This is a genomic window from Francisella sp. SYW-9, assembly GCF_008711465.1.
In the GTDB taxonomy this organism is placed as follows: Bacteria; Pseudomonadota; Gammaproteobacteria; order Francisellales; family Francisellaceae; genus Francisella.
Genome location: NZ_VXKQ01000013.1, coordinates 1 through 25,388 on the forward strand (window position 1 = coordinate 1; position 25,388 = coordinate 25,388).

Sequence of the window (25,388 nt, forward strand, 5' to 3'; positions counted from 1 at the left end):
TACGTGGGCTATTCCGCCCTACGTCACTGTCCCAAATAACAGTGACGAGGGCGGTAGTCATCATCACAAAATCAATCAATCCCATTACATTTGTAGAAGAATAATCGCAAATATAAATCCTATCGGATTATGCTTCCAAAAGTCGTAAAGCAGATGACTAACGTCATTATTTTTCTATCGAAAAATAGGCTTTGCTCCTAATGAAAGCACTGATATTTGCTTTTATTTTCTACTTCATTTAATGCAAATGTAAGGTTCTTTATTGTTCAACTACAGTTAAAACAGTAGCTTTTTGGACTCATCATAATGAGTTAAAAGTCTACTATTTGTACACTCATATACATAATTAATACTCTTGATTTGCTAAGCAAATTGAGCAAATTATTTCTATGGTCAAACAATACGACCTTGCTTTTTGTTGATTAATTTCTTAGATTTGACTACTAGATGTAGTGGCTAGAAGCCACATATTTGTTTAAATTGGAAAGAGTAGCGAACGCTATGCGTCCTTGTTTCTCTGCGAAAGTTAGTTTTTTGAAATCAAAAGCACAAACTTTCTCAAGAAATTATATCTTTATTTCCATCAATTCAACTTTTAAATTTGAGGCATTAAATATAGATTTAAAAATATCTGTAGATGTTTCATCAGCTCTAACCTTTGCAATAAAATACATATCTTTACTTTTACGATTAAGCTTACTAAATATACTTTTTTTAGCGTTCATTTCCAATAATCTCATCTCATATCCTAGAATTGTTTCTATATCATGCCAACCACTTTTTACTAGTGTTCTTATATCTTTGTTATCAATTCTATTTAATACATGCTCTAAGTTAACTTCTTGTACTATAGTATCTCCACATTCAGATCTATAATTAGCTTTAATGATAGATAGTAGATTTCTCATACTTTGAGTTTCTTTGATAACACAATATTTATGCATATTTATATCTCCTTAATCAATTCACTTTAAAGACTATTCTTAGCCTTTGAAGTAGCATCAAAATTGAATGCAATAACTGGCACTAACTCTAGCTGATCCACTATATATTCAAGAGCAGGGCGTACAGCGCCATCACCGAATTTTTTATTTATTTCATCCATGGCTATATCACATCTTAAATGATTAGAGTCATATGGCTTGCAAAACAAGTCATATTGTTCAGCATCACTATATTCCACCTCAAAACACTTAATACCAATTTTAAGAAGTGGTTGGGATTTGTATAAATTCATATGTTCTTTTACAGCTTTAATGAATATATGGTTACAGTTGTTAGCTTTTTCAAAGTAATATATTTTCTTAATGTATATTTGCTTTGAAGCAAGATATATTCCTACAGACTTAGACTTAATATTTAAAAGTCTCATTCTTCTTGTAAGTCTATATACTAAATGAATTAGTATGGCCTCAATTACATCTTTGTCTTTGGTAAAAGGTAGTTGTTTACTATGACCAATTGACTTGGGCAATTTTTCTTTAGTAACCAACTCTACTGGATCATGCCCATTGCATGCTGACTGGATTCTTTTGCCAACAATACCATACTTTGTTGAAAGTAAGTTGTGAGGAGCTTTTTGTAGATCACCAATAGTCTTATAACCTCTATCATTTAAATATTGTAGAACTTTATCACCAATTCCACAGAACTTGTCTAAAGTATATGGAGCCATATATTCTTTAATTTTATCAGCTGGTACAATTGCTGTTTTACCTTTATTAACTCCAGCCACAAACTTAGCTGTTAGCTTTCCTTCTGATATACCTATAGAGCAATTTATGCCACCACTATTATCATATACAGCTTTACGAATAAGCTTAGCTATGTTCTCTATCCCTTTATATAGATCCAATACAGGATATAAATTCATCCAGCATTCATCTATAGAAAATACTTCTATATCAGGTGTAATATCTCTTAGTGCTGATATTATCTTGCCAGATATTTCAGCATATCTTTTAGGGCGAGATAGTCTTTTGATAAGCTCAGGGCATAACTGTAATGCTTCTTGCATTCTCATACCTGTCTTAATACCATAAGCTCTAGCTTCATAACTACTTGAAATAATACATGTACCAGCTTCGCCATTAGTTACAGCGACTGGTTTATTCATTAACTCTGGAAAGTCGATTTGCTCACAGCTTGGAAAGAAAGCTTGCATATCAACTAGAGCTATACATGTATTTGTAGTCCATTCCATTTTTAGTCCTTTATTATTAAAATGCAACTATACTGCACCTTTAAAATATAATGGGTTTTTAAATAAAAGGGAAGTCATGTTGCACTATTTCTTTATAAATTTATTGATTGACATAGAAAATACAAATATAATTTATTCAAACATACTCACTTAAAGCAATAATGTTTATCTACGAAAGAGATCTCAAACCAGCACTAAAGAAAATTGGGATGACCCAAAAAAGGTTAGGAGAAATTATTGGTAAAAGTGAACGAACTATAAAAGGGTGGGTTGCTGGTACTAATAAACCATATTATGATGGCCATGAAGCTGTAATGAAGGTTTTGGGATTGGATATTGATAAATTTAACTCAATAGTAAATGTTCCTGTACTAAGTTATGTACAAGCTGGTGAATTTACTGAAAGTATAGAAACTGTTGAACCTATTGACTATTTAAGCGTACCTGCTGAGTTTGTACCTAAAAATGGATTTTCACTAAAGGTAGAAGGTGAGAGTATGCTATATGACTTTTCAGAATCACAATTATTAAATATTAAATATTCAAAATATACTCTTTGTGAAGGTGAGAATATCCTAATAGATCCAAATGAAGTAAGTCCTCAAAACCTTATAGGTAAAGTGGTTGTTGCTAGAAACTCCGAGGGAGCAACAGTTAAGCTTCTTTATAAAGAGAATAATAAACTATGCTTAATGCCTTTAAATTCAAAATTTCAAAATAATGATGATATAAAAAATCCATCAGATGCTGAGATTATAGGAAGAGTAGTAACTTCAATTAACATTAGAGATTTTAGATTATGATATATAGAAAACTGACTTTTTTAGGGATATTGTTTGTATCTCTTACTAATTTTGCACATGCTGAGATAAACAATAAACTGGCTTTATCAAGTTTCAAATGTAGTCAAATATTACACAACAAATATATGGATATCTGCTTTGATTATAAATATAAATCAGCACTAGCAGTTGAGTATAGTCTTACAAAAGAAAATTTATATAAGAAAAAACTTAGTAGAGATAAGAGTAAGTTCTATCCAGACAAGCGCCTTCCAGAAAAATATAGAATGAGTTCTTATTCTTATAAGAAGTCAGGATTTGATCGCGGTCATTTAGCACCTAATGCTGCTTTTAATTATGATGAAAAAGCTCAGAGAGCAACCTTCTCAATGGCCAATATGACGCCTCAGTATCCAAAAGTAAATAGATCTGCGTGGAGTAAAGCAGAAAGATATTCAAGGGTTGTAGCTGTTAAGCTAGGAAATGTGAAAGTGCTTGATATTGTAACCTTTGATAGCAATCCTAAGACTTTAAAATCTGGCCAAGCTATTCCAGCTGGTTATTATAAAATTATCACAAATAAAGATAAAGACTTTCAAAAATGTTATTACTACAAAAATATTGAAAATCCAGATTTAAAACTAAAAGATCATGTTATTGATTGTTCAAGTATTAAAATAGCTAGTTTTGGCAGTAATTAAAAAAATAGTGCCAAAATTATTTGAATTTAGATTAGATATAAATCACTTAATTTCTGAAAAGCCTTCAACCTGATAATTAACATCAAAATCACCACAGTGATTCCAATAGTGATCAGCACGATGTTGATCGGCAGACTCTAACGCAAGCCTTTCGGCTTCTTCTCTACTTTTAGCCTTAATTTCAATTGATGTATTTTCTACACTAAAATATCCAACAGAAATTTCGATAAGATAGTTTTTCATGATAATCACCTTATGCCGCTGTTTTAATTTTAGAAGTATTCTGACTCAAAATAAGATTTACAGCCTTTTCAGCTCTTGCGCTTGCATGAACTATAAGGTTGTGATCATTTTTAAGAGACTTAATCCAACCATCAATATAAGCAACAGAATTATCAAATAATTTTTGACTACTTATACCAACCATACTATTTAACATAGCAGATCCTATCTCAGCGACTAACTCTTCTTTAGCGTACGATTTGGAACCGAACTTACTAGCCATATTTCTATTTAATCTAGAGATATGTCCAGTAGAATGAGTCATTTCATGAAATAATGTCGCATAATATGACTCAGAAGACTTAAATTGTGAAATATCAGGTATTACAACTTCATCATGGGATGGGCTATAAAATGCTTTATCACTACCAAAACAAATATCTAAAGTACAACTAGTATTATTGAAATAATTATTAACTAATGTTTCCGCGTCTTCTATTTTAGAATTATCAAATAAAGAAATATCTTTATCTTCAAATTCTATATTCTCAATATCAGATTGATGAAACACCCGATAATATTTCAAACAAGCCTTTGTTATTGTTATTTCTTCATCTTCATTGGTTTTTAAGTTAGTAACAGTTTCTTTTTTATCATAAAAAGAGAAAAAAGCCACCATTGAAGATTTAGCTTTGCTTTTAACTTTACCACCAAGCTGAGAAACTTGTTTAAAAGTTAAATAAGCGCCACCTTTAAGAAACATTTGGTTTAAAGTAGAATACGTTTTTCCTGTGATATAGTTATATGCAGGAGTACCAACCCATTCTTTTTGCCAAGGAACAATACCAGACTCTAATTGAGTGATTATTTGATTTGTTAATTCTTCAGCTAAATTAAAAATATTATTTTTCATTGTTATATCCTTATTTTTTTTAAATAGGAATATAACAATCCCACTAAGGATAAATTATATCCCTAGTGGGTCTGAAATTAGTCTAAGATGAATTTGGATACCTTAGTATTTTATATCTAATCTAAATTTTTAAATATCATAAAAAAGGCTACAAAAGTAGCCTTAGATATAGGTATTAATTTGTTTGAATATTGAGATTAAAGATTTACTTTGATTAATGGTAGAACGATTGGAACTATTATAGAGGTTACAACTAAACCACCAATAAAGTAGAATAAACGCTCTATTTTATCAAATTTTCGATTCATATCAGCTTTCAAATCATCTATATGTTTATTAGTTTCATTGAATCTTCTATCAATTTCATTAAATCTTCTATCGACCTCTGCCTTATGAGATGCTAAATCTTCTTTAGTTGCAGTATGCAAAAAAAGATTTATTAGACTATCTTGTGATAAGCCAGTATTGTTGTTTTGTTCTTTCATGTAATCTTCCATACGGTTATTACTCCTGTTGTCCATTATATATAAATACAGTAGATATAACCATACCAGTAGGTATAATTACACCTACTGGTGAGATTATTGATCATAAAAGATCAATATTCAATTCAAATTTTAAATATCTTAAGCAAAAGAACAGATTCTTCTTTTCAATGCTTCTCTTCTTCTTTGACCTTCTTCAGCTTTTGCTTTAGGAGTTAAAGAATGTAGATATCTAAAAAAGCTTTTAATGTTTTGCATAACTTAAGTCTCCTTTTAAAAGGGAGACTTCCTACTAGAGATGTCTCCCTAGTGGGTTATGTTATCAAGTTGATATTAATGAAATTTAAATAAATTAATAAGCAATGTCATCTACTGTATTTAAATCTTCCATTGTCGGTATATTGTCACTATTGTTAGTTGATCTAGCTGAAGATAAAGGTTGAGTTCTTCTTACTTTGATTTGGAGCTGGTATTTTTTGTTACCATCCTTATCATTGTAAGCTCTATTCTCTAACTCACCATCAACTAAAATAAGGTCACCTTTGTGATAATACTGTTCTACAAACTCAGCAGACTTGTCAAAAACAGTAAGTCTATGCCAAGTTGTTGTTGGATTATCTTTAGTGCCACCATTAGTTGCAATTGAGAAATTAGCTATTTTCAAGCCTTTTTCTGTAGTTTTAACTTCTGGATCTTGTCCTAATCTACCAATTAGTGTCAATCTATTTAATGTACTCATCGTACGTCTCCTTATTTTTGTAGAAGATATAGCAACACCTTTGAGGGTTGTTATACCCTCTAGGGTTATTAAATTGTTATATCTTCATAAAGAAGATGGTTCAAAGACATTAAAGAGATAATCCCTTCAATGAAATTAATATATGATCTTGATCATTAATAAGCTTTTAAATACCTAATTAAGAATCATCATATTTTTTAAATTATTAGTGGTTAAGAAATATGTATATCCAAGGGGCTGCTATCATAATATTAGTTAGCGTAATACTACAAATAACAAACTTTGAAAATACTCTTTGCGGTTTAATATAACTTTTAAATCGCTTATCTATTTCCTCTAATAATTCTTTATTACTTTTTAACTTAGCCTCGTCCATTTCATTTTTAAGTTTATATCTCATAAGCTCAAAAAGTTGGCTTTGATTTAAGTTAATATCTTGTTTTATTTTTTCCATTTGATTACTCCTTATTGATTATTAAAACAATAGGTATAATCAAAGCCAGTAGGCAAAGATTTACCTACTGGTAGAAAATATAAATTAAAATATGATGTGCTTTTAAATATAAAAGGAAAAACATCACTCGTAATTTCCTTAAATATACCTATAGCTAGATATATCCGATAAGTACTACAGTACAAATCATTATTAAACATATCCTAGGGATTGTTTATAGGTAGGAACGGGCCTGTTTCTCATTCTTGGAATGCCGTGTGCTGATTCTCGGTACAGGTAAGCACTTTCAATAGACTAATTTTAATTAGTTTCAGGCACATAGCCATCATCAGTATTGATAATTTTATTATTGCAAATCGGATTTTGAATGTCAAGCTGCGGTTAATATTTTTCTAGCAAGGTCAATTAATGATTGATCTCTATATATACTATCTTTTTTTGCTATAAGATTACAAAAATATTGATGTTTGAACTCTATTGTTTTTCTATATATTGGGTTTTGATTATCATCTGCTACTTTCGCATGAATCAATATTACTTTTTTCTAATGTTAATTCCATCTTAGACACTCACTTTTGTTTGATTGTATTGATGATTTATGGAAGTTATATTTTTTTGAATCAAGAGATCTAGAAAAATATTAGTAAAATAGCTTATATTATTCGTATGAGCTATTTTATTTAAGACTATATTATTATTAAGACTATCTTCATAATTACTTAGCTCTTTTAATAACTTAGGATTCTTGGTTGCACATATTTGTAATAAATAGCACGTGATACAACAAAGATCATTATAGTAATCTACTATGTTATTAGAATCTCTTGATATGACAAATGAGAAATCTATATCTAACCTGAATATATTACTAGAGAGAAATCTAATCTGATTTAAGGTTTCTACGTGTGATCTTTGGTTAATTAACTTTATTTTATATAACTTTATAAAGTCAATTTTATCCTCTTCTGAAATATTCTTAGAATACTTAGCTAGGGATAGTGTTGTTAGCATTGAAGTACATAAGAAAAGTATTTCAAAATAACATTCTTGAATATCTTTATCCTCGTTTTTATTATTAGTATTTGTAGTTAACTCCTTAATTTTTTGCTTTAAAGCAATACCTGTTTTTTTAAGCTGTTTAACTTGGTTTTTAAGTTTCTTATTTTCTAACTCAAGTTCTTTAGCCTGATCCAGCTTTTTTAATTTACTCTCTAAAATAAATATTTGTTTCTTAATGATTGATGTGTTAAATATTTCTTTACTCATATTGCTTTTCCTCTTAACCAGATTTTGAGATTAACTCATTAGTCATTGTTTCAATAAATAACTCATAATACTCACCTATACAGCCTTATCATCAATAGCTTGGATTAACGATTGAACATTTATTTGATTGATTTGAGATAATAAAGCCTTGAGCTTTCTTGAGTACTCATGGATTATATTATCTTTGGGATTACGTCCTGTTTTGATAAAGGCACAGTGATTTCGTTTATGGATAACATCAATATTCTTTAAAGCTTCAAATAGCTTAAGAGCTACATAACCACCAACATTCACATCTATACTTCTTATTGGTTTAAGCTGGATATCATATTTTTGTAAGGTCTGTTTATACTTTTGTATCTCTTTTGAATATGATTTTAAAATCTTCTCTAATTCAGAAATTATCTTATATAGCTCTGTTTTAGCTAATTCATGACCCTGTGTACTTAAGTTGTATATTGAACTTAACTTAGACAAGGCAGCAAAAAATAAAAACTTATTATTTTTTACTTTGATATTTAGTAATGAATTAAGCTCTTTTGATTGGATATTATATTTAATATGTAACATAACTTTCCCCTTTTATTTTGAAGTCAAATTTACTATTTTTGTAGCTAAATGCTCTTGTATAGCTAATGTATTTAAATAGTCGTTAATATTGATATTATTAGCGATTACATTGACTTGATAATCCTTCGAATCCCAGTTATTTTGTGTTGTGTAATCTAAGTTTGAATAATGACTTAAGTCAGACATAATAAGACTATCTTTAAGATTGATTTTCTTGCTTAAACTAACGTTACTAGATATCTGATAGCTTTGATTATTACCTGAGATTGATGTTAAGTTTATATCTAGCTTATAGAAACAAGCATTAATATTATTAGTGACTTTAAACCCTGATCTTTCTAAATATAATTTAATGAAATAACCTACAGCATTTATCTGTTTAGTTTTACCGACTACCTTAGATACACATATTACTTTCTGGGTATCTTTAATAGATATTTGTTTTGAAGTTATTTCTTTACTGTATACATTAATACTTTGCTTAACTGGAGCTTTAAAACAAGCACAGCTGTTAAGTAAAATCACTATCATAATTAAACTAATCTTTTTCATATATCCCCCTTATACCTCTATATCAAAACTATATTCATCTTCATCTTCATCTTGATGAGGTTCTTGATTACCTATAAAGTCATCTACTTTCTTTTCTAAAGCATTATGCTTTTCTAATAATTCATCGTATTTTTGATTTAAAATATCTATATTGCTATTAGTAGGTTTTTCTACTGGTTTAACTATTTCTATTGAAACTGGAGTCGTTTCAGATACTTGATCTTTGATAGCTTCAGTAGTTATTTGGTTAAGAAACTCACCAACCATACTTGAGTAATTATTTGTAACAAAATAATTAAGAAACTTAATATACTCATCTCTTGATTCTGACTTATTTAAGTAATGTTTTAAGCGTTCTGGGATTATCTGATTAATCATTTGTAGCCAATTGATATTAATATCAATTTCCCCATGATTAAGTGGGTAAATTAATATCGAACCATCTGGCATTTCTTTATCAAAATATGATAGATATTTATTTTTGTATAAGATTGGCTCTAGATTGGATATATTCTCTTCAATATCCTTATACTTGATACGATACTGAAAATTAGCAATATTATCCTTTTCATAGAACATTAATGCTAAAACTCTAATAATAAATACACATGGCGCTAATTTAAGTCCATCTTTTTGTTCTGTAAGTGACTTCAAATAATGAGTTAACAGCTTTCTTTGAAAGATATTGTGACCATAATCTCCTTGCGAGCTTAGGTACTTATCTAATGGGATAGCTTGAAACATAGCCAATGTTTTAGCTATAGCTATTTCTAAATCATCTATATATATATAATCTGATTTTTGAAATCTTGTCTTTTTAATTTGTTTAACTAAGTCAAATAGCTCTTTAAAAGCATCTTTTCTTAGATTTTTGTTATATAAATAATCGTAATACGAATATACTGCTGCTGATTCTGATCTCATAATCTTTCCCCTATAAATATTTCTGTATATAAACAAACTTAAGCCTATGGAATAATGCTGCGATAAAACCAAGGCTTAAAAACCAAATTGCTGGTGATAAATAAACATCAATGCCAAAGATCTTTAATAAGATACTTGTTGGAAATAAATAACCATTTATCATTAATGTTTCTATAAGAGTGCTATAGCCCTCAAATTCTTTACGTCTTACAGATTCTGGACCTGCTCGATATCTTCTAATTTCTCTGAAAATAACCCCATCAAAAATAAAAAATAGAAGTATTACTATGTAGATATATATTGATTGAATTAAAATAATAAACTTCTGAATAAGTATGATTATTGTTACTAAAGCCCCATCACTAAATAACTGAATTAATGGGAATGTAGCTAACTGGTCAGATAGAATCCCAACCCAATGCATTAAAATATCTAAATAGTAATTTATAAAGTTAAAGGTATAGGCTTTATTAGCTTGGTAATCTCCTACTAATGCATATAATCCCTTTTGGCCATTAATATATGAATATATCCCTGAGAAAATAAGATCTAGCATTAAAGCTAAAAGTACCGCAAATACTAGACTTAGCAGAATATGTGATATAGTTTCAAAAATATCTCTAAACATGATCCTGCTCCTTATGTAGATTCCCCACATTTGCTAAAGATTCGGATGAAGAGTGAATGACATCAGACTGTTTAAGCTTGAATCTCTTTAAATTAACATCTTGGATTATCTTACCTAAGCCACCTTCATCTTCTATACTTCCAATAGTTGACGTTAAATCCTCATCAATTAGTGGCAATCTGGCGTGATATATATGATTACCATTTTTTGAGAGAAATATTTGCCCTACTGGTTGAGACATAATTGTGTTGTTTTGTATCAAAGGTACTTCTTTTTGAGCTATTGAGTCAGCCGATGTCGCCCCAGTTCCTCTTAGTGAAGAGTCTGAGTCATGCATATTTGTACCAAAGGTTGTATATTTAACATTTACATTAGGTAACCTTTGATTAAAGAACTCAGCTGTTTCTTTGTTTGTAACCCTCATCATCCCCAAAGTTCTAAAGTTTCCTTTGGCAACAAGTGCTTTAACTTTATTACTCTTAAATCCTAGCTCAATATCATTATCTGTTTGAGTATAAGCCACAACTTGAATACCAGCTCCACCCGCCTTATTTAGAAGTGGAATAAAGTCATCACCTATAACATCATTAAATTCATCTGCATGTACAATTACATCATTAAATTTCTCACGTAACTTATATTCTGAACCTGCTGTTGAAACCATATCAGCAAAAAACATTGAACCAAAAGATGAAGCTATGGCATTATCAGATAGCCCATCTAACCCTAAAAATACAATACGCTTATTAGCTATGGCATCTTTAAGTATCAATTCATTAGCATTATCTGATGATGAAGTTATTTCAGATAACGTATCTAATTGATCTAAGAACGGTAATAATGATGCTGTTATCTTGTCATAATAAGACTTATCATAAGAGTAGGCTGAGATAATATCTTCCAGGATATCGTCAAGCTCAAAATCTTTATCAGAAGCTTGTCGCTCTTGTAAATATAAAATACTATTAATCGTATCATCTGATTTATCTTGTAGATGACGTGGTAAAAAAGCTCTATCAATTTCTCTATCTAAAACCTTTTCTTTAAAAGTTTGATCGTCATATCCAAGAAACTTTTGCGTATAGCGAACTAATAAACCATCAAATGATTTAATATGTTTTTTAATTCTCTTTATATTAATTTCTTCACCAATAGCATCCATAGCACAAGCTGCTATATATAAGAATCTCCATGCAAACATAGCAAATGCAGCTGAATCACCCTCTCCTGGTAATTTAGAAGCTATTCTTGTAGCTACTTCTGAGATTTTTTGGAAAGTCTTTATTGGATTATATTTAATCGATTCTTTAGTGAAACCTAGATGAAGAATCATTAAATCACCTAGTCTACCAGCTCTAATAGCAGCTAATATAACTCGCTTAATTAAATCCTTATCTCCTTTAGGATCAATAATAAAAACACATTTACCTGCCGCTATATCTTGTTCTATAAATAATTCAAGTAATCTAGATTTACCTACTCTAGTAGCACCTAAAAAAAGCATATGACCTATACGATCATCTCTTTCGATAAAGATGTCTTCTTCATTCATTAAATCCACACCATGAATATGATAAAGACCACCTAAAGGATCAGGAGTATCTCTATTAACATATTTAGAAAATTCCTGAATAGACTCAAGATCGTAATATCTTTGAGTATGTTGTGGTGTCCAACGAAAGCCTTTACCTATATAAACTTTCTCTTTAGGGCCTCTATTTTCAATATGTTTATATAGCTCTTGAACTGTTATCTTAAATGTAGGGTTTTTATTTATATATTTTTGATAAAGGTATATATATAAGCCTTGATAGAATCTTTTAACAAAGATTACAAAAAACAGCAGAGCTATTGAATATTTAAAGCCACTAGGAAGACCTGCATTAAATATTAAGAAAAACAAACAAAAGCTTAATGCTAAAATAGCGGAAGAAAATTCTAATGGATCTCTTAATATCCCTTCTAATGGCATAGAATGATCAGGATTACCTATAATCTTAGTAAGTTTTAAATTAAGGTTTTTAAGAAAACTTTTCATACCTATATCCTTAGCTAATATGAACCATTACAAAGATCACTATTAAAAGACTAAAAATACTCCAGCCACTATTCATAAGTTTTGCTCGAGATTTCTCTGTCTCATCTAAATCATCTAAAGTTAGATTTTGACGTTTAAGGTTTTCATTAAACCTACGCTTGGTATAACTGTTATAAAAAACACTAAATAAAATGATTACTATTAGCTGAAAAAGGCTAAATAAAAATGAATAACTTGTCAGAAAATTATATATATTTACAAAAACTGTTTGGCTTTGTATTAATAATTTCCCTATAATATATAGTATGTACAATATCACTAGCCAACCGATAAATAACTTAGTTAATTTAACTATTGGTCTAGGTAACTTTTTAAGGATGTTTTTCATGGCTCGTTTAAAACTCCGTCTTGCTATTTTTGCTATTATCTTAGTTCCAGCTTGTGCTATTGGTTTTTCGCTTGGTGGCACTGCTGGTGCTTTTGTTTGTGCTTTGCTTAGTCTCTCGGTTCTGCTTGGTGCTAAAACCGATCATCAAGAATCAGATGAATATAAATCTAGATTCTCATTATTTAGTAAATATGATTTATAAATCATGGTATAAACTTACTTAATTTACTTATAAGGCTCATTGCCTGATTATTAACTGCACTAGCACCTTTTTCTGTTTCGTTAGCACCATCTCTAGCCACTGATAGCCCTTTATCAATAGCTCCACCTACTTTAGCTCCACCCCATGCAATCATCCCTGTTAAGACTGTTGGGAATACTAAATACATAAATGCTGTTACATAATCTAAATATGAACTTATTTGAGATGATCCTGTTGAGTAACCATCTCCTAATATAGCTGATGTCATATTTGATAATATGTTTGAACTGGTATGCTTATCGATCTCAATTGAGGTTCTAACGAAATTGTCTATAAAGCTCACTAAATGCCAGTAATAAGTCATTGTTATTAAACAAAATAAGGTTGCTAATGCTGATACAACATATTTCATTGAATAACAGGCAAATAATGAAGCTATTGGTAAACTTGCTAATGTAGCCACTATTAAATACATCTGTATTAAAGGTAACATTGCCACAATTGATGACATAAAGGCTGCAAAACCACCAATATACTTTTGATAAAAGTTACCGTACCAACTTTCCCAGCTACCTACTTTGTTATTATTTAGATAATCACCTTCAGTATAGTACTGATGAATAAATTGAGCTCCACCAAATGACTTTTGTAAGAAGATATCAATTACGCCATCTTCTAGCTCATTTTGAGAATAAGAAGTACTAAATATACTTTTAAAGTAAGATATTAAATCTCCTTTTTTTGGATTCATGTTCATCCATTGAGAATTTAAATCATTATATAATCTATTTCTTAATGAATTAGGATTAGCATCACCCCACCATGCATCACAGCGTGGTGATCCGTATTTTGGTTTAGGTGTAGCTTGATTAGCTATTTCATCTGGTGAGCCTTTAACTGGATTAAACTTAAACCCTTCAATTGGCTGATGAGAGTAGTATTTTGGATAATAATATTCAATTAAAAACTTATTTGATGTTCTATTGAAATTACAACCTATAGGAAATACCCCCATCATAGCTGAAGTATTAATACATTGTCTTAAATCTTTATCACTAGGAGTATTACCATTTTTAATATCATTAGTCATATCTGCATATGACGGTAGATAACAATCATTTAAAAACTCAGCATACTCTTGACGTAGCTTAACATTAGATATAAGCATTGCTGTACCTATTTGTTGTGCTTCTCTAATTGTTGTAGCATCTGATAATTTATCATAAGCAACTGTTGTTGCTCCTGTAACTAAATTAATCCATAAATAAAAGCCTATTGGCATTTGAATTAATGAATCTTTAGTAAGCGCACTAGGTACATTTTGTGAATACGTACTACTATTATCAAAAACTGTATTACTCTTGCCTTTAGCCTGAAATTCAATAGCATTAGCATGAATCCCAATTGACGGAAAAATAAAGATAAATAATATAAAAATCATCTTACAGAAATTAACTATTAACCTTTTTGTAGATGTTACTGAACCTGCTCTATAATCTTGTGATAAGAAAGGCTCAACAATATCATTCATAAATATATAAATAATTGGAATATAGAATAATCCTGATGACTTGATAATTGCCCACCAAACATCAAACTGCCACCAGCCAATTAATTCTCCATATAATTGTGGGATACCTAAAGTATTTAATATCATTAGCTATTCTCCTTTTGTACTACACCATTAATTAAAGGTGCTTTTGATGGACTAATACCTATTGAGCTATTACCAACCATTTCTTTTTGCTTATGGCTTTGGTTAAGAGTCTCAATAGTGTTTACTAATAACTTCTTAGATGTTTCGTTATTATTAACTACTAAGTTAATTTGTTGATTTAATGTTGAAATATATCGATCAATAAACTCTTGTGCTGTTTTATTAGTAGCAATTGAAGGTACTTGTCTTGCAGCTTGTAAAATTATTATTAGCTCTTGAGCTTTATCGACAACTCTTGATGAAGCTACTCCTTGAGCTAATGTTGATATCTCAAAATCTTTATTAATTGAGCTATCACCTTGGATATCTTGAATTGTTTGTTTTGATAGCATTACCCTATCAGATGAAACTTTCTTTAGATTCTCTATATCAATATCTTTAGAGCCATTTATCATATCAAATAAATCTTGATATATATCTTGATACTGCTTTTGAACTAAAGGTAATAATCCTTTACCAGCGGTAGCTGATGAGATTGACGTTGAGCTTGTATGAATATCATTCTCACCTAATACTGACACTGCCCAATCAGCTGCATCTTGAGGTGTTTTAAAATATGTATATAATCCATCTGTTTTTGGGATAGCTGATTTTGAATCAAAATCACTACGAGAAAGTAATGCATTTACTCCAGCTACAGTCATATCTGATGTCATTTGTATAGCTGGTTGACCTAAACCACCTGCATAATATGCACCATTTTTATAATTACCACGTATCCAAGGTACTCCTGACCCACCATTATCTTGAGCTACCTTTTGACTAGCTAAAGATATATCAGATGCTGATGATTGAGTATAAGTTAAATTATTCATTCTTACTTTAGGTGAAGAGTTATTTTGAAAAGCTTTCCATGAATAAGCTTGTGATGTTGAAAACATCCCTGAATATGGATCTCTGCCGTTATCAATGTCACTTTGCATTTGTTGACATGATTTAAGGCCAGTATTTATATCCCATTGCCCTGAAAATAAACCATTTTGTAATAACTGATACAAAGAAGGATTTGCCTTAGCAATTATATAAGCAGGCATTTCTACTACTGCACCTGTTGCAGAGTCAACTACATTATTAAACATACTCATAGCTGTATTTTCTAAGCCATTAAGTGAGTTACTAATGGAAGATCCTAAGTTAAATGAACCACAGTTATATCCTGCTGCTCCAAGACCATTAATATCAATACTTAATGATGATCTTAAAGATGGTGCAACTGGAACAACATTACCACCACCTACTTTATAATATAGTGGTGAGTCTGAAGAACCTGGAACTATAGAGTTATAGGTACTATCACAGTAAGCTGTACTTGCTATTGATAATATTGAATATAAAAATACTCTTTTTAAAAAACTACTCATTATCCGTCCCCTTTGAAATTATAAAACCCGCATCTTTAAGTAAATTCTTAGCTATTGAAATAGCATCTATGTCTTTAACTGAGTCTTGATACTCTTTAAGTTCTTGTTGTGAAATATCCTTAGCATCAACCATATATTTTGTATTAGCTATGAAACTTAAAGCTTCTACTGGGTATGAAGTCTTTGATATATATTTTTCTTTAGCTGATTTCTTATCTAAAAATTTATTGGTTCGTACCCCAGACTCAATATATATAGTTGTACCTATTTTTGCGTATTCATCTATCTGGTCAGCTAACCTGTCATACGCTACAAAATTAATATACTCAACATGGCCCATAATGTTATAAGCCACTGAAAATTTAATAAATCTCTTGCCATTATGTGAGCTATGCTTACCTAATCTTGAGATTCTTCCTTGTGATGAGAGCTTTATATAGCAACCACTTAATAAATCATTCATTATTAGCTCCAATCTATTACATCAGTCAAAGTACCAGGATATTGAACACATCCTTTATACTTGCGCCAAACTAACCAAACAAAACGATTCTTGCCTTTAATAGCTTCATCAACCTTATATGATTTATAAAACCACTCTGCTGATGTAAGATCGTTAAAACCTATTTCATCTTTATCAAACTGACTTTCAACTGATGGATATATCAATTGAAATCTTGCAGTGTCATTATCATTAATAGTTGGTGTTGAAGTTATATGACAATATGTACCACAAGGTGAACCTTCTAGTGATGGGGTATATATATGTGCCGCTATGCTAGTTTTTGAGGTAACTATTGATAATGCACGCTCTGCAATGACCGCAGCTGCTTTAAACTCAGAGTTTTGTGCTATTACTCCATAACGAGGATATAAAGATCCCCATGGAGCTAAACTACTTCCTATATTATTCATACCAGGAATGTATGAGCTAGGATGTAATGCTATTTCTAAAGCAGGGTCATGCCATAAATACATATCCAAAAATGATGAATAATAAGGTAGATAAGGTATCGTTGCTGGAGGTAAATTCCATGGTGTTACTGAGGATACTAATAAAGCCCCTGGATTACCCTCTATATCAACTTGAAAAAACTTATTCATATTTGCAGAGCCTGGATTTTGACCAAAATTACCAGCGCCACCAGAGAGTCCAGTAATACTAACTGTTTGAGCTTGCCCAGCTGCATTAAAAGCTTGATCTTGCATATTCAAATTAAGTACTGGATTCTTACCAAGTCTTGGAAATACTGATATTAATAAATCAGGAATATATTCTGTTACTAGTGGTGTCTCCATTACAAATGGATAAATCTCTGTTGCCCATGTACAACCACCAACCACATTATATTTTGAATAAGAAGCCATACCAGCCATCTCATCCATAGCCATATTTAAGGTATTAAGGCTATAGCCATTAATAGCTGATAATAAGATTATTAATAACAGTAGCTTTTTCATTGATAATGCCCTTGTCTGTATTTATTAATAGCTGTATTAATATTGGTTGTGCCATAGACAACATATTTTGAGTCAATAACTATTGCTGGTAAACTCTTAAGCCCATAAACACTCATCTTTGAGCTATCCTCAAAGTCTTTTTTATATTGCTTTTTATGTTTTTGAACAAACTCTTTAGCTATTTGTTCTCTATTAGATAAATCTTGTGATACAGCTTGGGATAATTCTTTATTAAGCTTTTTCTCACAGCCAACATGATAAATTTTGACTTGAGAGGAAAACTCAACCTCTTGATTACAAGGTACAAATACCTCTAGCTTTTGACTATAAGCACTTATAGATACGAATATCATTAATATAAAAATTAACTTTTGCATAAATTTAAATCCTTAATTGCTTGTTCAACAGATGGCTCTTCACCTCTAGCTATTTGAGCCTGAATAAATGCTGCAACTACTTCAGAGGTATTGAATTTTTTCGCAATTTCTTTACGCGCTTGTTTTTCATTTGGTTCATTCATAGCCATATATAGAGGCTCTTGAAGTACAACGTTACGACAAAGCATTGATCTTGTTTGATTGACAACTAATGACTCGGTATATTTACCTTTCTCATTTTTGATACTTCTTGCTAAAGGTAGTGATCTTTCACCTAATCCTGAAAGCATTTTAGCCACATTTTGTAGTACAGTATCATCGTTAAAAGATAGAATTTCATAATGCTCAAAGTTATTTAATAACTTATATGCAACACCTGTAAAATCTGCTGGATCTTGAGTTAAAAGCTTAAGATCTAAACCAATCTTACGCGACATCTTAGCGCATTGTGTTATTTGGACTGCTGTTAAATCTTGTGATAATGGAATATGACACTCATCTATAACTACTTTGGTTAATCTTTTTGAATTCTGTCTAGCTTCACATAAGCTCATATGTTGAGATATATAATTATTCATAGCCAAAGCTCTACTTGCCTTTGAGCTTTCACTATCAGTTTTCCAAATCCCTAATTCAAAATATGAGACATCTACCACCTTAAATGGTTTAGCTTGGCGATTGAAATATAAACGGTTGAGTGCATTGTTTAAGAATGAATTAAACCCTGCATATAATACATCACACCTTTCTGCTTTATTACGTTCTAAAGGATTATTTGAAGTAGCTAAACTATGGGCTTTTTCATAAAGCCTTTTTTCAATATCTTCAGGTAATAATTGTCTATTTTGATCGGCTATCTCTAGCATTAGCTCTTGGATAACATCAATAAGATCACGCTTATGTTGATCATTAAGGCAAGCCTCAGCCATACTCTTACCATTACAAGCAATAATCAAAGCTGAATTTAAGAACTCAGCTATATAATCACGCTGCTCGACTTCTTCTAATTCCTGGACTTCTTCTTGATTATCTGAAGTATGTTTAACAAAAATATTTTCTGATTTTTCAATTGCTTCTTGTAATGCTAATTCACGTTCTAATTCACGTAAATCTGCAAGCATTTGATGTTGCTCTAACCATTCTTTGGTAAACATAAAAGGGTTTAAAGAAACCTCAGGAAGTTTACCTTTCTCAGGCATCCTAATTTCAATCTTATTAACGCTTAAATCTTGTGATTCTAAGAAATCAACAACAAATTCAAATGATTTACCTGCATCAATAATAACCATATATGGCTTGATTAAAGCCATTTCAGCTATAATCTCACTTGCCTGATTAACAGATTTACCTGAACCTGTAGTCCCTAAAGTTAGCTCATGTCTATTGTTTTTCTTATCTGAGTTTGGATTTTTATATCTTATCTCTCCATTACGATTATATTTAATATATAAAGGAATCTCAGCACCTGAAGTTCTACCGTAACCTATAGGAGCTAAACTAGCTAAATCTTCTACTGTTGTTTTTCTTGAGCATCTATAATACTCATCAAATATATAATCATAATTACCTGGTAGAAATCTAACAAATTTATCTAATCTATCTAAATCATAATCTTCTCTTAAAACTTCATATGGTAAATGCTCTAATGATGTTTTAACTTCTGTTTCTCTAATTTCTAAGTCTTCTTCTGATAAAGCAGAGATATAACATCCTGCTATTGTTGGATACACATAGTTTTTATGTAAAAATTGATTTCTAAAGTGTTCTATCTCAACTAAAGTCGCTTGAGCATCTAATGTCCCTGATCTTTTAGCATCTATTTCTTTTTTCTCAAATTCCTTTTCTATGTCATATTTAGAGATAGCTAAAAATGATAGATAAAATTCAGTGTTTAATGGTAATTCATCTAACCATGCTTTAGCTAAAGCATTTTCAGTTTGTAATTCAGCTGTGGTTTTACCGATTTTTGGGCTAGTTTTTAAGGCTAAAGCTGATATGAATTGATGATAGGTATCACCTATCTTCCATATCCCTTTTTCTTTATTTGATTTAATAGGTGCTGCTAATGCATTAGCTACCAAATTATAGCCATAAGCACGATCTTTACGCTCTACAAAAGGATTTTTCTTTAAATACTCTTTAGGAGTAAGACCATCAATTTGCATATGAAACTTATGAAATAACCACTCAAAATATTCTTTATCATCAATACGCTTATACTTAACATCAAAGCTTGATAAAGTATTTAATCTTGTTTCAATAGCCTTTCTTATTGAAATAATTTCTTTAAATGCTTTTTCATACGAATTTTTCTTATTAATCCTATAGAATACTAAACGGACCTTTCTTACCTTACCTCTAAATAAATTACCTTGAGTATCATTAAATAATCCTTCTTCTTTTGTAACATAATCAAAGTGCTTATCTACTAAATTAAGATATGTTTTTGTTAATTTAGTATCTTTAAGCTCTTCATCAATAGAGTTAACTATTCTTTGATATTCAGATGAAAAATCATTTTCATCTTTAGCATACATTTGCACTATCCAAGGTGATTCATCTTGGGTTAATTGCGGAAATACCGATATTAAGTTAAAAATATTTTCACGATATGTCTTTAACTGTTCATCTGTAGCTCCTTCTGTAGCTATACCTTTAATCTCAAACATAGCTACTGGAGTTTTAGCATCTGATAACCAAAATAACTCTCTTTTATGATCATATTCAGCTATACGTATTTCTCTAGCTAATGATGGTGGTACTTGAAAGCTTTTAGCACCTTTCTTACGTGACTCAAAGTCCCTAAAATCATAAAATCCTTTAATACCACTTAAAGTTTGTTTTATCGTTTGTATCATTGGTACACCTTTGAATTTAAACCTGTTAAAACTTCACTTGGTAAAGCATAATGATTATTTTTATACATACTCATCGTTGTATAAGTACCGTGTACTGGTAAACCATTTTGAAAATGAGGATAGATATAAAGTAGTATTTGTGGGTTAGGTAACATCGGAAAATTAGCATTAAAATCCGCCTGTTCTTTTGTAAGATCTGGATTTAATATCACGCCATTCATACTCGGGATTAGTATTTTTTTAGGCTTAATTAAATTACTTTTTGTACTATTAGGATCTGTTATTGAACCTTCATGTACTATATGATCTGTATTATCATGCATAGCTGCTTGATATGACTCATATACAGTAGGAGCATCTGGTGGTGGTGGCGCTGGCTTTAAAGAACAAGAGCCAAGAACCAATATTAATGTTATCAATAATACTCTTTTCATAACTTTTCCTTAAAATATATTGCTAGACATATCTTGTTGATCAACATTAACTAAATGATGATCAAGCTTTCTACCATGCTTGTCATAATCAAAATCAACCTGTTTAGTTATCACAACATTAAATTTCTTAAGTGACTTGGTTTTATTGTTGTAAGCTCTAGCTACAACATAATCAAAAACATTCTTAAAATAGTTCTCAAACTCTTTAGAAGCCTCAGTTGAAGCGTTATTAATACCTTGACCTGCTGCATATAAAGGAACATTTTTAATTGATGTAAATAAACTTGCTGTTCCTTGATTACTTAAAGTTGTTAAACCACCTTGTGATACTGCCGCTCCTATACCTGAGACAGCGCCTGATAACCCAACACCTGCTAATCTTAGGCCTAAAGATGAATATCTAGTACCTGGAATTTGTGGTGATCCAGTAGCTGTACTAATATAGCCATAGCTTTGATCAGTGCTTGAATTCTTAGAGTCTCCACCAACAGTTGAGATAGTGCCATCTGGAAATATATAAGTTAAAGTTTTAACCTTACATGACACAGAACTAGACATAATATCGCCCATACATACAACCACACCCATAATATGATCAACCTCTGGAGGTAATGAAAAATCTTTGGATGTAATATTTTTTCTGCCAACTACAAATGTAGCTTCATAAGGAGTATAGATACTATGATCATTTCCTGTTGGTACTCTACCCACTAAATCATTTAAAAAAGTAACACCAGTAAATACTGTTGGGTTAGGTATTGTAAAAGCAGGCTTTGGTTTTTTATCTTTATTCTCAAAAATATCTGGATTTTGAGTATTTGTAGTACCTGCAAATAGTTTTTGCTTTGATTTATCATCTGTTTGTAGTGACTGATCTGATATCCATACAGTATGGGGCGATGTGTTTTGTTGAGTTGCAGGGATAGTAGAATCACCATTACCTACATTAAAAGAATCATCATTATTATCAAACATTGATTGTGTGTTTGTATAAGATTGACCTTGATTTGATGAATTCACCTTAGTAGTCTGACTATTACTTTTTATCTGCTTGTTATTCTTAAATTTATTAATCTCATCTTGGACCTGCTTAATAGCAGAGTTCAAATACTCCTTAACACCTGCATTATCATTAGTATTACTTGCACCTTGTTGTGCCTTCATCTGATTCTGTAAGTCATTAACCTGTGCTTGTAAGCTTTGGATAACCTTATTAGAGTTGGTTAATTGATGTGATAGCTCATTAGCAGCATTCGAGCCTATATCTTGGTATGGTAGTGTATTTTGATTAGCAGAATTATGCTTTGGTGCAATATCCCCAGCTTTAAAAGAGAAGTAACTAAATACCACTAATATAAGTATTATAAAAATCACCGCTATAACTATATACCTAAGATTTCTACCTTTCATTTATAGACTCCAAATCACATGTACTTTTATATACAGATATAAAATCATTCTTAGATAGTAGAAATAACATGCTACTATCATGAGCAGTACCTGCCTTACTTAACTTTGAAATTGGAAAAAATATTGAACCTGTCCAATTACCACAAATATCAATTGGTTTTTGAGTATTTGGATCAATTAAATTAACTGAAATTGGTAAATTATTCTTTAGATAAATTGCTGTTACAGTTAATGATCCGCTTGTATAACTATTTAAAGGTATAGCTGTAATACTATCATCTGCAAATAACTTATAGTTCTTCGTATGGAATCTCATTGATTCTTGTATGTTTGGATTATCTGATAATAATCTCTTAGGGGCATAGTACTGCTGAACTGTATATTGAATTAAATCTTGCATGCTCACAGCATTAGATTTAAAAGGATTATCAGACTTTTGAACTGGTTTTGTATAAATAACTTGAACTGGTTCAGTTGAAGCTTTTTCTTGTGCTGATAAATTAATAAATATAATCTTATTATTAGCTGTTCTAAGCTTAATCTGTACAGGTTTAAATGATCTTTTTGCTGTAAGATATAAAGTATCATTAGCATTTTGGACATCTAATACCTGTAATAAATTTGAATTTAAACCAACCTTTACAGATTCTGGAAAGCTCACATATATTTGCTTTGACACTGGTAAAACAATATTTAATGGCGCTTTATTCCAAACTAATACTCTGCTATAGCCAACACTAAAAATACTAATGAATAATAGTGTTATTAATACTCTCTTCATTAGATGTTCTCCTTATTTGTATAGATCTTTGTTTTATATAACCTATCTAGGGCTAATCCATAAGAGTTCGGATATTTAGTAACATAAAATGTAATTTCTTGTTCTAGTTCATACTCAACTTTAGTATCAGTGATATCTTGTTGACTCAAAGCATCTTTAGAATCAGGCGGATTATAATAAAATCTTGATATAAATCTTTGTTTAACTAACCAACCACCATCTACTTTTTTAACATTATTGTTAAATTTATCCGATGTCGGCACCGTAACTACAACATAGTTTTTAAGATATCCTTTATTATTTAAGTTAATTAAAATCCGCTTAAACTGATTTCTAAATGCTGGACTTAAATATAAAGAATCTTTTTTAAGATTATTAATAGAATCAACGGCTCCATCATTTGGCCATGAATTCAATTTCGACCACTCTTGTGAAACAAAGTTTAATAATCTTATCGGTTGGACTTCATTTGGGTTAATTAAAGTTATAGTACTATCAGGATTATGTTGCCATATATCCATATGATCAGGATAGCTAACTATCTTAGATATAAGATAAACATTAAATGCCATACTAATAACTAAGCAGCTAATACATATAACTAAAGCTAGCTTCATATTTCCTAATGCACTAAAAAAAGGTTTACTCATAGTGTCTCCAAGTACCATTTCTATATATTGTTTTATCGCTAACAAAACCTAATCTGTAAAGTAGACTCTTTTTAAATATCTTTCTTTCTAAATAACCAAATGGTGTGCCTTGCTTTTTCTTTGCTAATGAAGATAATTTTAAAAAGCTATATAACCCACCTGTACAAAACCCAAAACAAAATGAAAAAATAGTTACTGCTATAGGAGTACCAAAAATGCCAAATAGTAAAACCCAAAATATTCCATGATAAACAATAAGCTTTATCACAGTAGATAATATCTCGTACTGAGTTAAACCTTTCCACGCTGTAGGATGCTGGTTAATTAGATTAGGTATCATTACGAAATCTCTTTAATTGCTAAAGTAATAGCTAAGATTAATAATCCAGAGCCAATAATCACACATGATATTGCCGATATAGCCTTACCTAATTTATGATGCCCTTTTTTGGATGGATCATCTTCATCATGTAAAATTGATCTAATTACAATTGCAGCTGATATATATAGTGCTAAAGCTACTATAATGCATACGATAAACACTGCTTTCATAGCTAATGTCCCAGCACTATTTAATGCATCACCATTAGTAGATGGATCAAAGCCTAAATCTGGAACTGGATTAGAACTATAATCTATCGCAAAACTGCTAACTGGAAATATCAAAAAACAGAATATTATTTGACAAATTCTAGTGTATGGATTAGGTATTATTTTCATCTTATTTTCTCCTTTATATTAAAAGTAAACCTGTAAATAATGCTAAAAGTGTTAGGATAATTACTATTGATATAATCATCTCCAGCACAGTCACTTCCCCTTTCTTATTTTGAAAGTTCAAAAATAAAACTAATAAAGCACTACAAACAACAAATATTAAAAAGCCGACAAGTTTGATCGTAAAATTAAAGTGATCTACAGGTATAGTAGATACCGCATCAAATATGGCTTTCTCTTTTGAATCTAAAGTCATTTATTCTCTCCATAATGGCCATTAAGAGTTTGGATACTACTTGGCAAAACTCTTGTATCATTAATATAATCTTGTATACCTTTTTGGATTGTTTGAATATCAGCTGTTAATGCTTGATAATTAAAACTTTGGACATGCTCCCCTACATCAGCTTGTCGTGCCTTTTGAACATTTTGTAAGACTGATGAAAGCTCTAAATCTACTCTAGATAAATAAATCCTACTATCGGTACTAGCGTAGCTAAAACTAATAACTATCATTGTCAAAATACTTACTATTAATGATCTTTTTAGCATCAT

At 30.5% G+C, this 25,388-nt stretch carries 31 protein-coding genes; 3 read left to right on the plus strand and 28 right to left on the minus strand.

Features of this window, described 5'->3' with window-relative positions:
• Window positions 1-566: 566 nt before the first annotated feature.
• Together F3D62_RS07235 and F3D62_RS07240 are read right to left on the minus strand one after the other, a co-directional pair.
• Complete coding sequence (locus tag F3D62_RS07235) at window positions 567-944, minus strand: normocyte binding protein 2b (protein ID WP_150467584.1); 378 nt, start codon at window positions 942-944, stop codon at window positions 567-569.
• A gap of 26 nt (window positions 945-970) precedes the next feature.
• Complete coding sequence (locus F3D62_RS07240; protein ID WP_150467585.1) at window positions 971-2,203, minus strand: DNA polymerase IV; 1,233 nt, start codon at window positions 2,201-2,203, stop codon at window positions 971-973.
• A 161-nt stretch (window positions 2,204-2,364) separates the two neighbouring features.
• Here F3D62_RS07240 and F3D62_RS07245 point away from each other — a divergent pair, with 161 nt between their 5' ends.
• On the plus strand, window positions 2,365-3,006 hold the full coding sequence (locus F3D62_RS07245) for a LexA family protein (protein ID WP_150467586.1): 642 nt from the start codon (window positions 2,365-2,367) through the stop codon (window positions 3,004-3,006).
• Window positions 3,003-3,686: a DNA/RNA non-specific endonuclease gene (locus tag F3D62_RS07250; protein ID WP_150467587.1), complete on the plus strand. Its 684-nt coding sequence runs from the start codon at window positions 3,003-3,005 to the stop codon at window positions 3,684-3,686. The genes F3D62_RS07245 and F3D62_RS07250 overlap by 4 nt, the downstream gene beginning before the upstream one ends.
• Before the next feature lie 42 nt (window positions 3,687-3,728).
• Here F3D62_RS07250 and F3D62_RS07255 read toward each other — a convergent pair whose 3' ends face one another.
• The 12 genes from F3D62_RS07255 to F3D62_RS07310 form a co-directional block, all read right to left on the minus strand.
• Complete coding sequence (locus F3D62_RS07255) at window positions 3,729-3,929, minus strand: hypothetical protein (protein ID WP_150467588.1); 201 nt, start codon at window positions 3,927-3,929, stop codon at window positions 3,729-3,731.
• 10 nt (window positions 3,930-3,939) lie between these two features.
• On the minus strand, window positions 3,940-4,821 hold the full coding sequence (locus tag F3D62_RS07260; RefSeq protein ID WP_150467589.1) for an ArdC family protein: 882 nt from the start codon (window positions 4,819-4,821) through the stop codon (window positions 3,940-3,942).
• A 197-nt stretch (window positions 4,822-5,018) separates the two neighbouring features.
• The gene (locus F3D62_RS07265; protein ID WP_150467590.1) at window positions 5,019-5,318 is read right to left on the minus strand and encodes a hypothetical protein; all 300 of its coding nucleotides are present in this window, start codon (window positions 5,316-5,318) and stop codon (window positions 5,019-5,021) included.
• A gap of 340 nt (window positions 5,319-5,658) precedes the next feature.
• The gene (locus F3D62_RS07270; protein WP_150467591.1) at window positions 5,659-6,045 is read right to left on the minus strand and encodes a single-stranded DNA-binding protein; all 387 of its coding nucleotides are present in this window, start codon (window positions 6,043-6,045) and stop codon (window positions 5,659-5,661) included.
• A gap of 205 nt (window positions 6,046-6,250) precedes the next feature.
• The gene (locus F3D62_RS07275; RefSeq protein WP_150467592.1) at window positions 6,251-6,499 is read right to left on the minus strand and encodes a hypothetical protein; all 249 of its coding nucleotides are present in this window, start codon (window positions 6,497-6,499) and stop codon (window positions 6,251-6,253) included.
• A 561-nt stretch (window positions 6,500-7,060) separates the two neighbouring features.
• On the minus strand, window positions 7,061-7,765 hold the full coding sequence (locus tag F3D62_RS07280) for a hypothetical protein (protein WP_150467593.1): 705 nt from the start codon (window positions 7,763-7,765) through the stop codon (window positions 7,061-7,063).
• Window positions 7,766-7,840: 75 nt separating this feature from the next.
• Window positions 7,841-8,335, minus strand: coding sequence for a hypothetical protein (locus tag F3D62_RS07285; protein ID WP_150467594.1), 495 nt, complete (start codon window positions 8,333-8,335; stop codon window positions 7,841-7,843).
• Window positions 8,336-8,347: 12 nt separating this feature from the next.
• On the minus strand, window positions 8,348-8,887 hold the full coding sequence (locus tag F3D62_RS07290) for a hypothetical protein (protein ID WP_150467595.1): 540 nt from the start codon (window positions 8,885-8,887) through the stop codon (window positions 8,348-8,350).
• 9 nt (window positions 8,888-8,896) lie between these two features.
• A complete protein-coding gene (locus F3D62_RS07295) occupies window positions 8,897-9,811 on the minus strand; it encodes a hypothetical protein (protein WP_150467596.1) in 915 nt (304 codons plus the stop codon).
• A 10-nt stretch (window positions 9,812-9,821) separates the two neighbouring features.
• Window positions 9,822-10,439 carry a hypothetical protein gene (locus F3D62_RS07300; RefSeq protein WP_150467597.1) on the minus strand — a complete coding sequence of 206 codons (618 nt, stop codon included), beginning with the start codon at window positions 10,437-10,439 and terminating at the stop codon, window positions 9,822-9,824.
• Entirely contained in the window at window positions 10,432-12,477 is a 2,046-nt protein-coding gene (gene traD / locus F3D62_RS07305; protein WP_150467598.1) for a conjugative transfer system coupling protein TraD, read from the minus strand. Before traD ends, F3D62_RS07300 begins: the two co-directional genes overlap by 8 nt.
• Window positions 12,478-12,487: 10 nt before the next feature.
• The gene (locus tag F3D62_RS07310) at window positions 12,488-12,865 is read right to left on the minus strand and encodes a hypothetical protein (protein WP_150467599.1); all 378 of its coding nucleotides are present in this window, start codon (window positions 12,863-12,865) and stop codon (window positions 12,488-12,490) included.
• Here F3D62_RS07310 and F3D62_RS07315 point away from each other — a divergent pair.
• Window positions 12,864-13,067: a hypothetical protein gene (locus F3D62_RS07315; RefSeq protein WP_150467600.1), complete on the plus strand. Its 204-nt coding sequence runs from the start codon at window positions 12,864-12,866 to the stop codon at window positions 13,065-13,067. The two genes, F3D62_RS07310 and F3D62_RS07315, sit on opposite strands and share 2 nt — an antisense overlap.
• A gap of 1 nt (window position 13,068) precedes the next feature.
• Here F3D62_RS07315 and F3D62_RS07320 read toward each other — a convergent pair whose 3' ends face one another.
• Genes F3D62_RS07320 through F3D62_RS07385 form a run of 14 tightly spaced genes read right to left on the minus strand, consistent with a single transcriptional unit; the run spans window position 13,069 to window position 25,385 of the window.
• Window positions 13,069-14,724 (minus strand): conjugal transfer protein TraG N-terminal domain-containing protein, encoded by a 1,656-nt coding sequence (locus F3D62_RS07320; RefSeq protein WP_150467601.1) that lies wholly within the window; start codon window positions 14,722-14,724, stop codon window positions 13,069-13,071.
• Window positions 14,724-16,145: an integrating conjugative element protein gene (locus F3D62_RS07325; protein ID WP_150467602.1), complete on the minus strand. Its 1,422-nt coding sequence runs from the start codon at window positions 16,143-16,145 to the stop codon at window positions 14,724-14,726. The genes F3D62_RS07320 and F3D62_RS07325 overlap by 1 nt, the downstream gene beginning before the upstream one ends.
• Window positions 16,138-16,608: a single-stranded DNA-binding protein gene (locus F3D62_RS07330; RefSeq protein ID WP_150467603.1), complete on the minus strand. Its 471-nt coding sequence runs from the start codon at window positions 16,606-16,608 to the stop codon at window positions 16,138-16,140. The genes F3D62_RS07325 and F3D62_RS07330 overlap by 8 nt, the downstream gene beginning before the upstream one ends.
• A 2-nt stretch (window positions 16,609-16,610) precedes the next feature.
• Window positions 16,611-17,606: a TraU family protein gene (locus F3D62_RS07335; protein WP_150467604.1), complete on the minus strand. Its 996-nt coding sequence runs from the start codon at window positions 17,604-17,606 to the stop codon at window positions 16,611-16,613.
• Window positions 17,603-17,983: a DUF1525 domain-containing protein gene (locus F3D62_RS07340; RefSeq protein WP_150467605.1), complete on the minus strand. Its 381-nt coding sequence runs from the start codon at window positions 17,981-17,983 to the stop codon at window positions 17,603-17,605. The genes F3D62_RS07335 and F3D62_RS07340 overlap by 4 nt, the downstream gene beginning before the upstream one ends.
• Window positions 17,971-20,841 (minus strand): TraC family protein, encoded by a 2,871-nt coding sequence (locus F3D62_RS07345; RefSeq protein ID WP_150467606.1) that lies wholly within the window; start codon window positions 20,839-20,841, stop codon window positions 17,971-17,973. Before F3D62_RS07345 ends, F3D62_RS07340 begins: the two co-directional genes overlap by 13 nt.
• Complete coding sequence (locus F3D62_RS07350) at window positions 20,838-21,275, minus strand: hypothetical protein (protein ID WP_150467607.1); 438 nt, start codon at window positions 21,273-21,275, stop codon at window positions 20,838-20,840. Before F3D62_RS07350 ends, F3D62_RS07345 begins: the two co-directional genes overlap by 4 nt.
• Before the next feature lie 9 nt (window positions 21,276-21,284).
• Window positions 21,285-22,685 (minus strand): hypothetical protein, encoded by a 1,401-nt coding sequence (locus tag F3D62_RS07355; RefSeq protein WP_150467608.1) that lies wholly within the window; start codon window positions 22,683-22,685, stop codon window positions 21,285-21,287.
• On the minus strand, window positions 22,675-23,466 hold the full coding sequence (locus F3D62_RS07360) for a DUF3438 family protein (RefSeq protein WP_150467609.1): 792 nt from the start codon (window positions 23,464-23,466) through the stop codon (window positions 22,675-22,677). The genes F3D62_RS07355 and F3D62_RS07360 overlap by 11 nt, the downstream gene beginning before the upstream one ends.
• Window positions 23,466-24,116 (minus strand): DUF2895 family protein, encoded by a 651-nt coding sequence (locus tag F3D62_RS07365; RefSeq protein ID WP_191092559.1) that lies wholly within the window; start codon window positions 24,114-24,116, stop codon window positions 23,466-23,468. Before F3D62_RS07365 ends, F3D62_RS07360 begins: the two co-directional genes overlap by 1 nt.
• A complete protein-coding gene (locus F3D62_RS07370) occupies window positions 24,109-24,456 on the minus strand; it encodes a DUF3487 family protein (RefSeq protein ID WP_150467611.1) in 348 nt (115 codons plus the stop codon). The genes F3D62_RS07365 and F3D62_RS07370 overlap by 8 nt, the downstream gene beginning before the upstream one ends.
• Window positions 24,456-24,836 (minus strand): hypothetical protein, encoded by a 381-nt coding sequence (locus F3D62_RS07375; RefSeq protein WP_150467612.1) that lies wholly within the window; start codon window positions 24,834-24,836, stop codon window positions 24,456-24,458. The genes F3D62_RS07370 and F3D62_RS07375 overlap by 1 nt, the downstream gene beginning before the upstream one ends.
• A 13-nt stretch (window positions 24,837-24,849) precedes the next feature.
• Entirely contained in the window at window positions 24,850-25,089 is a 240-nt protein-coding gene (locus F3D62_RS07380) for a hypothetical protein (protein WP_150467613.1), read from the minus strand.
• Complete coding sequence (locus F3D62_RS07385; protein ID WP_191092560.1) at window positions 25,086-25,385, minus strand: RAQPRD family integrative conjugative element protein; 300 nt, start codon at window positions 25,383-25,385, stop codon at window positions 25,086-25,088. Before F3D62_RS07385 ends, F3D62_RS07380 begins: the two co-directional genes overlap by 4 nt.
• Window positions 25,386-25,388: the final 3 nt, after the last annotated feature.